At 32.5% G+C, this 12,518-nt stretch carries 15 protein-coding genes; all 15 read left to right on the top strand.

From position 1 onward, the window contains the following. The first annotated feature begins 8 nt into the window (after positions 1 to 8). The 15 genes from DES33_RS04060 to DES33_RS03995 all read left to right on the top strand — a co-directional run bounded on the left by DES33_RS04060 (position 9) and on the right by DES33_RS03995 (position 12,434). Positions 9 to 1,190, top strand: a complete 1,182-nt coding sequence (locus DES33_RS04060; protein ID WP_094224341.1) for a molybdopterin molybdotransferase MoeA — start codon at positions 9 to 11, stop codon at positions 1,188 to 1,190. Beyond that, positions 1,187 to 2,194, top strand: coding sequence for a molybdopterin-guanine dinucleotide biosynthesis protein B (mobB, locus tag DES33_RS04055; protein WP_094224342.1), 1,008 nt, complete (start codon positions 1,187 to 1,189; stop codon positions 2,192 to 2,194). The genes DES33_RS04060 and mobB overlap by 4 nt, the downstream gene beginning before the upstream one ends. 9 nt (positions 2,195 to 2,203) lie before the next feature. Then, on the top strand, positions 2,204 to 2,659 hold the full coding sequence (locus DES33_RS04050) for an 8-oxo-dGTP diphosphatase (protein WP_110058138.1): 456 nt from the start codon (positions 2,204 to 2,206) through the stop codon (positions 2,657 to 2,659). Next, complete coding sequence (locus DES33_RS04045; RefSeq protein WP_110058137.1) at positions 2,659 to 3,567, top strand: DMT family transporter; 909 nt, start codon at positions 2,659 to 2,661, stop codon at positions 3,565 to 3,567. The genes DES33_RS04050 and DES33_RS04045 overlap by 1 nt, the downstream gene beginning before the upstream one ends. Next, on the top strand, positions 3,560 to 4,300 hold the full coding sequence (locus DES33_RS04040) for an NAD-dependent protein deacylase (RefSeq protein WP_110058136.1): 741 nt from the start codon (positions 3,560 to 3,562) through the stop codon (positions 4,298 to 4,300). Before DES33_RS04045 ends, DES33_RS04040 begins: the two co-directional genes overlap by 8 nt. Next, positions 4,290 to 4,688 (top strand): zinc ribbon domain-containing protein, encoded by a 399-nt coding sequence (locus DES33_RS04035; RefSeq protein WP_094207552.1) that lies wholly within the window; start codon positions 4,290 to 4,292, stop codon positions 4,686 to 4,688. Before DES33_RS04040 ends, DES33_RS04035 begins: the two co-directional genes overlap by 11 nt. 220 nt (positions 4,689 to 4,908) lie before the next feature. Beyond that, complete coding sequence (locus DES33_RS04030) at positions 4,909 to 6,063, top strand: TlpA family protein disulfide reductase (RefSeq protein ID WP_110058135.1); 1,155 nt, start codon at positions 4,909 to 4,911, stop codon at positions 6,061 to 6,063. A 15-nt stretch (positions 6,064 to 6,078) separates the two neighbouring features. Continuing rightward, positions 6,079 to 6,231: a CD1871A family CXXC motif-containing protein gene (locus DES33_RS09620; RefSeq protein WP_002835608.1), complete on the top strand. Its 153-nt coding sequence runs from the start codon at positions 6,079 to 6,081 to the stop codon at positions 6,229 to 6,231. Next, on the top strand, positions 6,224 to 7,120 hold the full coding sequence (locus DES33_RS04025; RefSeq protein ID WP_110058180.1) for a 4Fe-4S binding protein: 897 nt from the start codon (positions 6,224 to 6,226) through the stop codon (positions 7,118 to 7,120). The genes DES33_RS09620 and DES33_RS04025 overlap by 8 nt, the downstream gene beginning before the upstream one ends. Positions 7,121 to 7,221: 101 nt before the next feature. Further along, the gene (locus tag DES33_RS04020; protein WP_110058134.1) at positions 7,222 to 7,992 is read left to right on the top strand and encodes a rhodanese-like domain-containing protein; all 771 of its coding nucleotides are present in this window, start codon (positions 7,222 to 7,224) and stop codon (positions 7,990 to 7,992) included. A gap of 54 nt (positions 7,993 to 8,046) precedes the next feature. Beyond that, positions 8,047 to 9,528, top strand: coding sequence for a TIGR04282 family arsenosugar biosynthesis glycosyltransferase (locus tag DES33_RS04015; protein WP_110058133.1), 1,482 nt, complete (start codon positions 8,047 to 8,049; stop codon positions 9,526 to 9,528). Further along, positions 9,500 to 10,162, top strand: a complete 663-nt coding sequence (locus tag DES33_RS04010; protein WP_110058132.1) for a TIGR04283 family arsenosugar biosynthesis glycosyltransferase — start codon at positions 9,500 to 9,502, stop codon at positions 10,160 to 10,162. Before DES33_RS04015 ends, DES33_RS04010 begins: the two co-directional genes overlap by 29 nt. Next, positions 10,137 to 11,084, top strand: a complete 948-nt coding sequence (locus DES33_RS04005; RefSeq protein WP_110058131.1) for a heterodisulfide reductase-related iron-sulfur binding cluster — start codon at positions 10,137 to 10,139, stop codon at positions 11,082 to 11,084. The genes DES33_RS04010 and DES33_RS04005 overlap by 26 nt, the downstream gene beginning before the upstream one ends. Beyond that, positions 11,081 to 12,001 (top strand): arsenosugar biosynthesis radical SAM (seleno)protein ArsS, encoded by a 921-nt coding sequence (gene arsS / locus DES33_RS04000; protein WP_110058130.1) that lies wholly within the window; start codon positions 11,081 to 11,083, stop codon positions 11,999 to 12,001. Before DES33_RS04005 ends, arsS begins: the two co-directional genes overlap by 4 nt. After that, complete coding sequence (locus DES33_RS03995) at positions 11,994 to 12,434, top strand: C-GCAxxG-C-C family protein (protein ID WP_094204092.1); 441 nt, start codon at positions 11,994 to 11,996, stop codon at positions 12,432 to 12,434. The genes arsS and DES33_RS03995 overlap by 8 nt, the downstream gene beginning before the upstream one ends. Positions 12,435 to 12,518 lie beyond the last annotated feature (84 nt).

The raw sequence follows: 12,518 nt of genomic DNA, 5'->3' as shown, positions 1-12,518 counted from the left end.
TTGAATTAATGTTATTACAAGTAGAAAAAGCAAAGGAAATTCTTAGAGAAACACAAAAAAAAGCATCTGATATTGAAGAAATTGATATCGATGATGCTTATAACAGAGTTTTGGCGGAGGATGTGTTGGCGAAGTTCAACAATCCTCATTATCCAAAAAGTGCAATGGATGGATATGCTGTAAGTAGCAAAGATTCTGACAAATTATCGAAAAAGAAAATTATTGGGACGAATTTTGCAGGTGATTGCAATGACTTTGAATACGAAGAAAATACTTGCGTGAGAATAATGACTGGTGCATTTGTACCACGAGGCTACGATGCAATTGTAAAACAAGAAGACTGCGAAGTAGTGGATGGTTTTATTGAAATTAAAAAACCTTACGAGCCTTTTGATTACTATATAAAAGAAGGCGAAGATGTGTCCAAAGGAGAGTTGTTAATTCCTAAAAACACGAGGATTTCTTCAGTTGATTTGTCGATTTTGGCTTCAAATGGTTATGCAAAAGTTAAAGTTTATAGGAAATTAAAAGTAGCGCTATTGTCGACAGGATCTGAATTGTTGTATCCTGGAGATGATTATACTCCAGGTAAAATCTACAGTTCAACTACTTTTACATTGAAATCTATTCTAAAAAATTCAGGCGTTGAAGTTGTCGAACAAAAAAACTGCATGGATGATGAAAAATCAATTATAAAAGAAATAAAAAACCTAACGCAAAAATCAGATATCGTTATAACAACGGGCGGAGTTAGTGTTGGTGACAAAGATTTAATGGAAACCTGCATGAAACAAATCGGAGAAGTTTTGTTTCATAGAATTGCCATGAAGCCTGGAACTCCAGTGATGGCATCAAAAGTAGGTGACACAATTGTGTTGTCGTGTTCAGGAAGTCCGTTTGCAGCTTTTTGTAATTTCGAGGTTTTATTTTGGGATTTGTACAATAAATATTATGGATTAAATGTAAAGCAATTTGAAAAAGGAAAAGTTGTAAAAGGATTGATGAAACCTTCCAAGCTTCAACGATACGTCAGATGTTTTGTAAAAGATTCTGAGATTACGATTTTTGATAAGCACAAAAATTCCATGCTACAAGATCTGACAAATTGCAATGCGCTTTTACTTCAAAAACAAAATGAGAGCTTGGATGTGGGGTCAATCGTAGAATATATTTATTTGGGTGAAATATGAGAGTTTCTGTAGGAATATTGGCTGGTGGGAAAAGTGTGAGAATGGGTCAAGACAAATTTGATTTGAACTTTTACGGTCATACTTTTATAGAAGAATTAATAGATAGGTTCAAAGATTTTGAAGTAATTGTTTCATCTAATACAGCCGATTATTCTCCAATTAAAACTGTAAGGGACACTTATATTGATGCGGGACCTTTGAGTGGAATATTGGAGATATTGAAAAATTCTACAAATGAATATGTATTTGTAACGTCTTGCGATATGATAAATGTGAAATCTGATTTGGTGAATTTTGCAGCATCTATCGCAAGTTTTTCAGATGAAGCTGTAATTTTTGAAACAGATGAGAGATGCTATCCTACTTGCGGGATTTTTTCGAAAAAAATAATTCCTATTTTGGAAGAAATGCTTGAAAGTAAAGATTATCGTGTGATGAATTTGGTTAAGAAAATCGATACGAAATTTGTTAATTTGAAATACACAATTTTTGAGGATGAATTTGTTAATATTAATTATCCAGATGAATTAAAACAAAATACAACACCTTTGATTTGTATCTGCGGCAAAAAAAATAGTGGCAAGACTACTTTTATTAAAAAGCTTGTTGGAGAATTGAAAAATAGGGGCAAAACCTGCTCGGTAATTAAACACGATGGACACGATTTTGAGCTTGATTTCAAAGATACTGACACTTTTTATTACAAAGAGTACGGCGCTTGTCAGACCTTGATTTTTAACGATAAATACTTTAAATTAGATGGTGGGAGTAAAAATATTTATGATTTGATCAAATTATTAGACGATGTTGATTTGATTATTATCGAAGGAATGAAGGATTCAGATTTCATTAAATACGAGTGTACTCTTACAGATGATTTGGTATGTAGCGATGTGAACAAATACGGAATTATCAGCGACAGAAGTTTTGCGGGTTACGATAATTTCGATATCAGTAATCCATCAGAGTTTACAGACTACATTATCCAAAAATTTAAAATTTAGAAGGTATTTATGGAAAATATTTTGTGCAATATGATAAAAATCAATCGTGGAAATGATGTTTTGGTTTTAGATAAAGTAAAAAAATACGGCTGGGAAGGGTTAACTTTTCCAGGAGGTCATGTCGAAAAGGTAGAATCTATAACTGAATCTGTCATTAGAGAAGCGAAAGAAGAAACTAATTTGGATATAGAAAACATAAAATATGTTGGAATGATTAGCTGGTACGACATGGACAACGACGACAGAATTGTTGGATTTTTGTATGAAACTGACGATTTTTCTGGAGAATTGATAAAGGAAAATGTCGAAGGAACGTTGGAATTTATAGATTACGAAGAATTAAAAAATATGGATGGACATAGCGATTCTATGGGTGAAATTTTCGCTATTTACGATGGGAAATATTCTGAAATCGTGCTTTATTATGAAGATAATAAATGCGTAAAAAAGGAGTGTTATAAATAGTGAGAAAAGCTAAAGGAATGATGTTCGCCATAATCTCGGCGTTGATTTTTGGATTTACGCCGATTATGGTGAGGGAAACTCTGAGCAATGGAAGTAACGTAATTATGACTTCTTTTTTGAGGGGATTTTTCGTAATTCCATTTTTGATTATTTCATTGAAAAGCAGAAATGTAAGCCTCAAAGTTACAAACCAAGAATTGAAAAAACTAATTTTGATGTGTAGCATTGGTGGTTGCATCACAATGACAATGCTTTATGCTTCGTATCAATACATTTCCGTCGGGCTTGCAACTTCTATACATTTTATTTTTCCAACGATTGTAACGGTGTATTCGGTTATGTTCCTAAATGAAAAGATGACGAAATACAAATTCATCTCACTAATCGCATCTATAATCGGAGTTATTTTACTAGCAAATAATGTCGGTGGAAGCAGTAATTTTCCATTGGGAATGTTTTTGGCTGTGGCATCTGGTTGTACTTATTCTTTTTATTTGATTTATATGGATGTTTCCGGGCTTAAAAACATGGACAGTGTCAAAGTTACATTTTACAATTGCACAATTAACTCAACGATGCTTTTGGTATTTGGGCTTATTACTGGAGATTTTACATTGTCTTTATCAAGATATGCGTGGATTATTGCATTCGTGATTTCGATATTGGTTTCAGTTTTTGGAACGCTATTCATTCAACTATCCATTGTGAATGCAGGTGTCAGCACGTACACGATTTTTTCTACTTTGGAACCAATTACATCTGTAATATTAGGAATTATTTTATTTAACGAAACTACAGATCCAAGAAGATTGCTTGGCTGTTTTATGATATTTTTGTCGGTGATGATACTGGCAGTTTCAACTAGATTTCAAGAAAGAAGAGCAAAGGGAAGTGTAAATAATGGATGATGTTGAAAGATTAAAACAAATTGTAGAACAAAGTGACAAAATCGTGTTTTTCGGTGGAGCAGGAGTGTCCACTGCATCTGGAATTCCAGATTTTAGGTCGGCGACAGGCTTGTACAACAAGAAAAACGACAGCGATTTTTCACCGGAATATATGTTAAGTCACGAATTTTTCGTGACACGTCCCGATTTATTCCAAAATTATGTATTGGAAAATTTGATTATCGATGGAGTAAAACCAAACAAAGCTCATTTGTCTCTGACAAAGTTAGAAAAAGCTAACAAATTACTTGGAGTAGTCACTCAAAACATCGACAGCTTAGACAAAATGGCAGGAACGAAAAATATCGCAGAAATTCACGGCAATTTGAGAGATTATTATTGTGTAAATTGTGGTGCAAAATACGATTTGGATTATTACAAACAACAAAGACCATGCAAATGTGAAAAATGTGGAGGTGTTGTTCGTCCAGATGTTACATTGTACGGAGAAGTTCCACCACAAAGTGAATTTGCAAAAGCTATCAGTTGGATTAACAAGGCAGACACGATGATTGTAGCTGGAAGTTCACTTGTCGTGTATCCTGCAAGTGGTCTTATCAATTATTTTAGAGGAGATACTTTGATACTAATTAATCTAGATCGTACAAGCTACGATAATATGGCAAATATCGTGATTCACGACGATATCGCAAAAACTTTAGAATATGTAACGAGGGATATAGATGAAAGATAAAATCAAGAATTATTTGCAAAAAGTGTACGGAGTTGATTTTTTGTCGAAGACTATGATAGTAGTCGCTCTGATACTTTCTTTGATTAATTTAAAATTTAAAAATAGAGTTATAGAAATCATTACGATGATTTTGATTGTGTATTTCGGAATTTTCAGAGTTTTTTCTGTTAATAAATATCAACGAATGATTGAGAATCAAAAATTCTCAAAGGCTGTAAAACCTATGACTGATTTTTTTGAAAAATACAAAATCAGAGCCGCAAATTCCAAGGACAAGAAGTATATTAAATGTCCTAACTGCAAAAAAGAAATGAAAATTCCAAGAAATAAAGGAAAAATCAAAGTAACTTGTCCTCATTGTGGGCATAAATTTGTGAAAAAAAGTTAATTATTTTGAAAAAATAAATATGTTAATAATGCTGCAAATCTACTACGGAAAAAGTAGTAGATTTTTTATTGCTATAAATGAGGATTATAGTCTTATCAATTGCGACTTTATTTAAAAAAAACAATTTCACGAACGTTTCATAAAACTATCGTAATATAATATCAGATTACACGAATGCGTGTTATCTAAATATGAACTTAGATATTTTATGGAGGAAATTATGAGAAAAAATGTATTAAAAGGAACTACTTTGCTACTAGCTTTGTGTTTTAGCGTTGGAGCGGTAGGTTGCCAAAAATCTAGTGGAAATACGGGAAAAGAAACTAAAGTGGTAAGCCCAAAAGAAGCGGGAATGAAAAACGATAAAAACCGTGAAAACGAAAAATTCAAACCTTCTGATTATTCATTACAACCAAAAGATGAATTTGTATATGAGTTTTTGGGATTGAAGTTCAAGCTATCAGAACAAGTTAAAAAAGATATGAAAGACAAGAAGATTGCGATGTTGGATGAACAAAGTCCTATCGACAAGGAATTGAAATACGCTATGCTTACTTTCAGCAAATTAACTGAAGAACAAAAAAATGCAGTAGTGGATAAAATGGGTGATGGATACGAAAAATGGCAAAAAGAACTTGAAAGAGTGGGTTCTATTGGAATGTTTGACAAAAATATGCCTGAAGCTGAAATCGCCAAAATCACAAAATGCGACAATAACAAAAATATCGGCGAATCAAAAGATGGTAAGTTCACTTACTACATAAGTTCAAAAGGTAAAATGGATGAAGGTTTTGCAAAAGAATTTGCTAAAACTCAAATTGATATTATAGACAAAAAACCACGTCCTGAAAATGGATTTGTACTATCTGAAAAAACTGATTTGGAAAACACAGAAGCATTCGACAAAAAATCGGTTAAGGGTTTGAGCAATTTATCCACAAAAGACATCAATGGCAAAGATTTCTCAAGCAAAGATTTTTCAAAATACGACCTTACAATGGTAAATGTATTTGCCACTTGGTGTAGTGCTTGTGTGAATGAAATTCCTGATTTGAGTGAAGTTCAAAAAGAAATGAAGAACAAAGGCGTAAACATCGTCGGAGTTGTCACAGATACTGTGGACGATAATGGTACTAATAATGAAGCATTGCAAAAGGCAAAACTAATTCAAGAAAAAACAAAAGCTTCATATCCATTTTTAATGCCAGATAAATCAAACTTCAACGGCAGATTAAACGGAATTCAAGCAATGCCAGAAACTTTCTTTGTCGATAAAAATGGAAATATTGTAGGAGAAACTTATTCTGGTGCAAAATCAAAAGAAGAATGGAAACAAGTTATCGAAAAAGAATTAGCTAATTTGAAAAATAAATAAAATTAGGTGATTTAAATGTACAAAAAATTTATTCATAGCCGTATATTTTCAGTTACGATTTTATTTCTGTCTGTTGGGATGATTTATTACGGTTACAACAACGGCGAAGTAAAAGTTGTGTTGGATAAGGCTATAAGAATTTGCATGGAGTGTATTGGAATTGGATAAGATTAAAGATTTACTAAGGTTTGGAACGAAGAAAAACAGATATAAAATAATGGATAATTTCAGACACGCTTTCCAATCGCTGTGGTTTTTGATTACAAATTCTTATGTAGAAGGTTTTAAAACCGGAAAGATTTACGGTGGAAACCTCAAGAAAATTTGCGTTCCGGGGATGAATTGCTATTCTTGCCCCGGAGCCAAAGGCTCTTGCCCGATTGGTTCATTACAAGCTGTAATTGGAAACTCTAATTTTAAATTTAGCTATTACATAGTAGGATTTTTGTTTTTCATTGGAGCTTTGATGGGAAGATTTGTGTGTGGATGGTTGTGTCCGTTTGGATTGATTCAAGATTTGTTATACAAAATCTCTTTCTTCAAAAAGATAAAAACTTTTAAATACGATAAACATTTGAGAAAATTAAAATATTTTATTTTGCTAATTTTTGTAATAATTTTACCGATGTTTGTGGTGGATATTTTGGGACAAGGCTCTCCGTATTTTTGCAAACTGATTTGCCCGATAGGAATGCTTGAAGGAGGAATTCCTCTCGTATTACTCAACAAAAGTATGAGAGGAGCGATTGGATTTTTGTATTATTGGAAGGGAACTATTCTGATACTTACGATTTTACTTTCAATAATGATTTACAGACCTTTCTGCAAATATATTTGTCCTTTGGGTGCTATTTATTCATTTTTCAATCCGATTTCTATTTTTAAATATAGATTGGACAAAGACAAATGTATTAGTTGTGGAAAGTGCAAGAAAGTTTGCCAAATGAACGTAGATCCTACGAAAAATTGCAATCATAAGGAATGTATTAGATGTGCAAGATGCAAAAATGCCTGCCCTGTTGATGCGATAAGCTGTGGAATAAAAGATGAAAATTAATACTCAAAATCATTTATAGAAAATTTCAATAAATGAATCTTGGAATTTGTTGTGTGTGTATGATACAATGTTATCGAAAAGATTTTTAGGAGGAATTTATAGTGAAAAAACTTTTATTAACATTAGCTTTAGTATCAGCTTTAACTGTTACTGGATGTTCAAATAATTCAGATAAACCAGCTGACAATAATACTAAAACAGAACAAAATGCTGAAAAACCAGCAGAAAAGACTGAAGAAAAAACTGAAGAAAAAGCAGCCATAAAAGAAATGAAAGGCGCTGATCTTGAAGCAATCGAACAAGACAAGAAGAAAAAAGAAACTGTATTGGTTGTTGACGTTAGAAGCAAAGAAGAATACGACCAAGGTCACGTTAAATGGGCTATTAACATGCCAATCGACACTTTCGAACAAGAAGTTTCTAAGTTAGATGCTTACAAGGACAAAGCTGTAATTACAATTTGCAACAGCGGTAAAAAGAGCCAACAAGCTGCTGAAATTTTAGTTAACAATGGATTCAAAGATGTTACAAACGCAGAAGGCGTTAAGAAATTTGAATACAAATTAGTTAAATTTGCTAACATTTTACCAGAAGATTTAGTAAAAGCATCTGAAGATACTAACAACGTTATAGTTGATGTTAGAGATAAAAAAGATTATGATGCAGGTCATATCAAAAATGCTATCAGCATGCCTTTAGATGAAGCTGATGCAAGATTATCAGAAATTCCTACAGATAAACCAGTTTACACTTATTGCTATTCTGGAAATAAATCTGGTCAATTAGCACAAAAACTAATCGACAGAGGAAACAAAGACGTATTCAACTCTTTGGATGGAACTAAAGAACACGATTACGAATTAGTAAAATAGTTTTTAAAATTAATGCGGCTCATAATTTGGGCCGCTTTTTTTACAGGAGATTGAATGAACGCAGTAATTTTAATGACTAAAATTCCAAATAAAAATTCTAAAACTAGATTGTCGACTCTTTTATCAGAAAATGAAAGAATAAAATTCAGCGGCAATTTGATTGAAAAAAACGTAAATATTATCAAAAATTACAGAGTTTTCTTATCTCTAACGCCAGATGAATTATTTGAGGATTACACTAAGAATTCTCCTTATGATTGTATCAGACAAACTGGAGATGATATTGGTCAAAGGATGAACAACTCTATAAAAGAAGTTTTGTCACGAGGATATTCCAAGGTTATTTTAATTGGATCAGATATTATTGATTTTGATGGTGAGATTTTCGATGAAGCTTTTGACAAATTAGACACCAATGATGTTGTGTTCAGCCCAACTGAAGATGGTGGATACAGTTTGATTGGAATGAAAAAATCACACGATGTTTTGTTTGAGAACAAAAAATACTCCAATCCAAATGTAGAAAACGATTTGGAAAATAGTTTAATTGAACATGATTTAACTTATTATAAATTGAAAGAAACGCACGATATTGACACAGATATTGATTTAGTAAAATACATATCCCAATCTGAAAATGTGAAATTACTTGGTAAAGGCGAGTACAATTCGAATTATCTGATAGATGATGATTATTTGATAAGAATTGCGCGTGGATCGCAAATGCATTTGGATAATCAAATTGAATACGAATACAATGCCCTCAAATTTTTAGAAAAATCAAATGTAACTGCCAAGGTTTACGATTTGAAAAAGGATAAATTATCAGGGATTTCTTATCTTACGGAAGAATATTTAATAGGAAGGGATTTGGATTATCATACTGATTTAAAAATCGCAGCATATTTGCTTTCACAAATTCACTCATTAGATGTGACAGGACAAGATTTTATAAAAGCAGGCAGTCCTTTTAATATGATGTTCGACGAATTTACACAGATGTTTTCTCATTATCAAAAATGGGATAAGAAAAACAATGCAACTGAAGAAAAGATTTCGAATATGCTAAAATACATCAAAAATTTAGGACTTGATTCTACACTTGAAAATCCATGTCTTATCAACACTGAACTCAACAATAAAAATTTCATCATAGGAGATAAATCTTACGTTATAGACTGGGAAAAGCCAATTATAGGAGAGCGTGAACAAGATTTGGCGCACTTTTTGGCACCGACTACGACTTTTTGGAAAACGGATGTAATTTTTGACAACGACATAATGGATGATTTCTTAGATGAATACGACAACTTATCAAAAACAAAAGTTGATAGAAAAAAATTCGTAAAATATTTGTTGTTCACATGTCTCAGAGGAATAACTTGGTGCTCAATGGCATACACTCAATATGTTGATGAAAACAGGGATAATGGATTTACTTTTGAGAAGATAAAAGCGTATTTGTCGGATGGATTTTTGGATAATATTTGGGAGTTTATAAAAGCGAATGATTTCAGTAATAGTGCCGGTGTATAACGAATCTGACAACATCGACAAGTTCATCGATCGTCTGGATGTTTTTGATGATGAGTTCGAGGTGATTTTCAGCGTAAGTGGAGATGACGACACGTTTGAAAAAATCAGAGACAGAGGATATAATCCAATTAGAAGCATCAAGGGTCGTGGCAATCAAATTATAAATGGAATTGCAAATTCAACAGGGGAAATAATTCTGATTCTTCACGCGGATACTTTCTTCAAAGAAAATCCAAAAGAAGAAATCAAATCAATTTTACAAAATTATAAAATGGGTTGTTTCAGCATTTCGTTTGTTCCAAAACAGTTCATAATGCAAATTGTCGCATTTAATTCCAGCAATCGTGTCAGACAAAGAAACATTGCTTTTGGTGATCAGGGGATGTTTTTTACGAGAGAGTTTTACGACGAGATGGGTGGATTCAAAAACATAGATTTAATGGAAGATTACGATTTTTCGATTAGGGTAAAGGAAAAAGGATACAAAATCTTCCTATCAAAAATGAAGATATATTCTTCATCGCGTAGATTTCAAGAAAATGGTCCTTTTAGGACTATGTGGATGATGCAAAAATGCCAATATATGTATCGCAAGGGGGAAAGCGTAGATGATATCAAACAAAAGTACAAATGATTACTTACAAGAAGTAAAAGACAAGTGTATTGAATGTGGTAAATGCACGAAATGTTGTCCATTTTTGACAAAGTACAAGATTAATTTGAAAGATTTTGCAGACAGACAAGACTTGGCATTTTCTTGTTTCTTGTGTCAAAAATGCAAAGCGGTGTGTCCGGTTGATTTGGATGGAAAAAAGATTTCTCTTATTTTAAGAAAACAAAATCCTAAATTCGAATCTGTGAAAAAACAAAAAGAAAATTATTTCTTCAAAAACAAATCTAAAAGAAAAACAAAAGATTTGTTGTATTTGGGCTGTAATTTCCCAGCATTTTATCCAGATACTACAAAATATTTAATGGAATTGTTCAACAAAGAAGGATTTGATTATTCAATTGATTGTTGCAATCTTCCAAGTGATTATACGGGATTTGAAAATAATTATATGGAAAGATTTGAAAAAGAACTCAAAGATAAAGAAGTGGAAAGAATTGTGTGCGTTTGTCCAAATTGTTTCCACAAATTTTACAAAAATTTGTCGGTTGAAGTTATTACGATTTTCAAATGGCTTGAAGAAAGAGATATGATACAAGACATTGATGAGGAAGTAAATGTGTTCTTCCCATGCTCTGACAGATATAATCACATAATTTTTGAAGAAATCAAAAGACATATCAAAGGATTTAACAATAAATACATAAGTACAAACTGCTGTGGAGCAGGTGGAATTGCAGGAAAAAGCGAAAAAGACATCGCAACTCAAATGCAAAACTCCATTAAAAACGAAAAAATGTATACTTATTGTGCGACTTGTTCATCCAAGTTTGTGGCACATAATGAAGTGCACCATTTTGTAAGTAAAATGGTTGGTATAGATGAAAAATGCGATCCAAGCTTTTTCAAAAATGCATTAAAAGGAAAATTTAGGGGGAGAAAATGAGATTCGAAGATAGAATTTCTGAAAAATATAAAACAACTGGCGATATCACAACACTACAATTAAACATTACTGAAAAATGTAATTTGCGTTGTAAACACTGCCACGTTATGAAGAACAGCGAAAACTTAGAAATGAGCAAAGAAACTATGGAAGATTGCTTGAAGTTTTTGGATAACCACAAGATGAAAACTGTGGATATAACAGGGGGAGAGCCAACAACACATCCAGAAATCGTGTGGTTTATGAAGGAATGTTTGAAAAGAGCGGACGAACTTATTATTAGAACGAACGCAACAGATATCGAAAAAAACAAGGAATTAATGGATTTGTTTGATAAAGAAAAAATCAAAATTGTCGTATCTCTTCCTTGCTACACACAAGACAATGTAGATAGCCAAAGAGGAGATGGCGTATACGACAAAGTCATTGCTAACTTAAAGAAACTTAATGAAATGGGCTATGGAACTGAAAAAGAATTGGACTTGGTTTATAATCCGCTTGGAGGATTCTTGCCACCAGAACAATCCAATCTTCAATCTGATTATGAACGCGAATTGAAAAAGAAAAATGTTGTATTCAATAATTTGTTCACTATTACAAATATGCCTATTGGATATTTCAAAGATTTTTTAATTGAAAAAGGCGAATACGAAGATTACATGAAATTGTTGGAAGATAATTACAATGAAGAAACTTGTGAAAATATAATGTGCAGATTCCAAATTTCTGTAGATAGTTTGGGAAATCTTCACGATTGCGACTTCCATTTAGCAGAAAAAGTCCCAATGAAAGACTACACAAACATCAAAGATTTAATCGATGTTAAGGATTTGTCCAGAGAAATTGTGTGTAAAGATTACTGCTACGGATGTACTGCAGGTAGTGGATCAAGTTGTGGAGGTGCATTGGATGAGTAAATTAACTAACGAAGAAATCTGGCAACAATTTACAGAAGGAATAGATTGTGCGCAAGTAGTTTTGAGATATTTCGCAGATGATTTGGGAGTGGACAAGGAACTTGTTACAAAAATCGCATCACCATTTACAGGTGGAATGTACAAAGGAATGACTTGTGGAGCAGTAACTGGTGCCTACATGGTTTTAGGAATCAAATACGGACATTCAAAGCCGAATGAAGGCGAAAAAAAAGTTGAATTAGTAAAAAAAATGTTCGAATTCGATACCAAATTCAAAGAAAAACAATCTACGATAATTTGTGAAGAAATATTGGGAGATAATATAGCAGAAAATCTTGAAAAAATCGAACAAGAAAACACGATGCAAAGAAAATGTCCACAAGCTGTGAACGATGCGATAGATATATTAGAGGAAATGTTTGAAGAAAAATAAAATGAGAGCTGTCTACTTCGGTAGGCAGCTTTTTAGGTGTGGATTTAAAAATCCTAATGCTAAGAATATCATACGGAAAAAATT

It is taken from the genome of Finegoldia magna, assembly GCF_003182075.1.
GTDB classification, from domain to species: domain Bacteria; phylum Bacillota; class Clostridia; order Tissierellales; family Peptoniphilaceae; genus Finegoldia; species Finegoldia magna.
Note: the sequence above shows the minus strand (reverse complement) of the source record. Positions and strands in the feature narration are given on the sequence as shown.

Coding starts and splice junctions, on each gene's coding strand:
- DES33_RS03995 (WP_094204092.1), top strand. CDS start 11,994: ATGAGTAAATTAACTAACGAAGAAATCTGGCAACAATTTACAGAAGGA.
- DES33_RS04050 (WP_110058138.1), top strand. CDS start 2,204: ATGGAAAATATTTTGTGCAATATGATAAAAATCAATCGTGGAAATGAT.
- DES33_RS04035 (WP_094207552.1), top strand. CDS start 4,290: ATGAAAGATAAAATCAAGAATTATTTGCAAAAAGTGTACGGAGTTGAT.
- mobB (WP_094224342.1), top strand. CDS start 1,187: ATGAGAGTTTCTGTAGGAATATTGGCTGGTGGGAAAAGTGTGAGAATG.
- DES33_RS04060 (WP_094224341.1), top strand. CDS start 9: ATGTTATTACAAGTAGAAAAAGCAAAGGAAATTCTTAGAGAAACACAA.
- DES33_RS04040 (WP_110058136.1), top strand. CDS start 3,560: ATGGATGATGTTGAAAGATTAAAACAAATTGTAGAACAAAGTGACAAA.
- DES33_RS09620 (WP_002835608.1), top strand. CDS start 6,079: ATGTACAAAAAATTTATTCATAGCCGTATATTTTCAGTTACGATTTTA.
- DES33_RS04030 (WP_110058135.1), top strand. CDS start 4,909: ATGAGAAAAAATGTATTAAAAGGAACTACTTTGCTACTAGCTTTGTGT.
- DES33_RS04010 (WP_110058132.1), top strand. CDS start 9,500: ATGATTTCAGTAATAGTGCCGGTGTATAACGAATCTGACAACATCGAC.
- DES33_RS04005 (WP_110058131.1), top strand. CDS start 10,137: ATGATATCAAACAAAAGTACAAATGATTACTTACAAGAAGTAAAAGAC.
- arsS (WP_110058130.1), top strand. CDS start 11,081: ATGAGATTCGAAGATAGAATTTCTGAAAAATATAAAACAACTGGCGAT.
- DES33_RS04015 (WP_110058133.1), top strand. CDS start 8,047: ATGAACGCAGTAATTTTAATGACTAAAATTCCAAATAAAAATTCTAAA.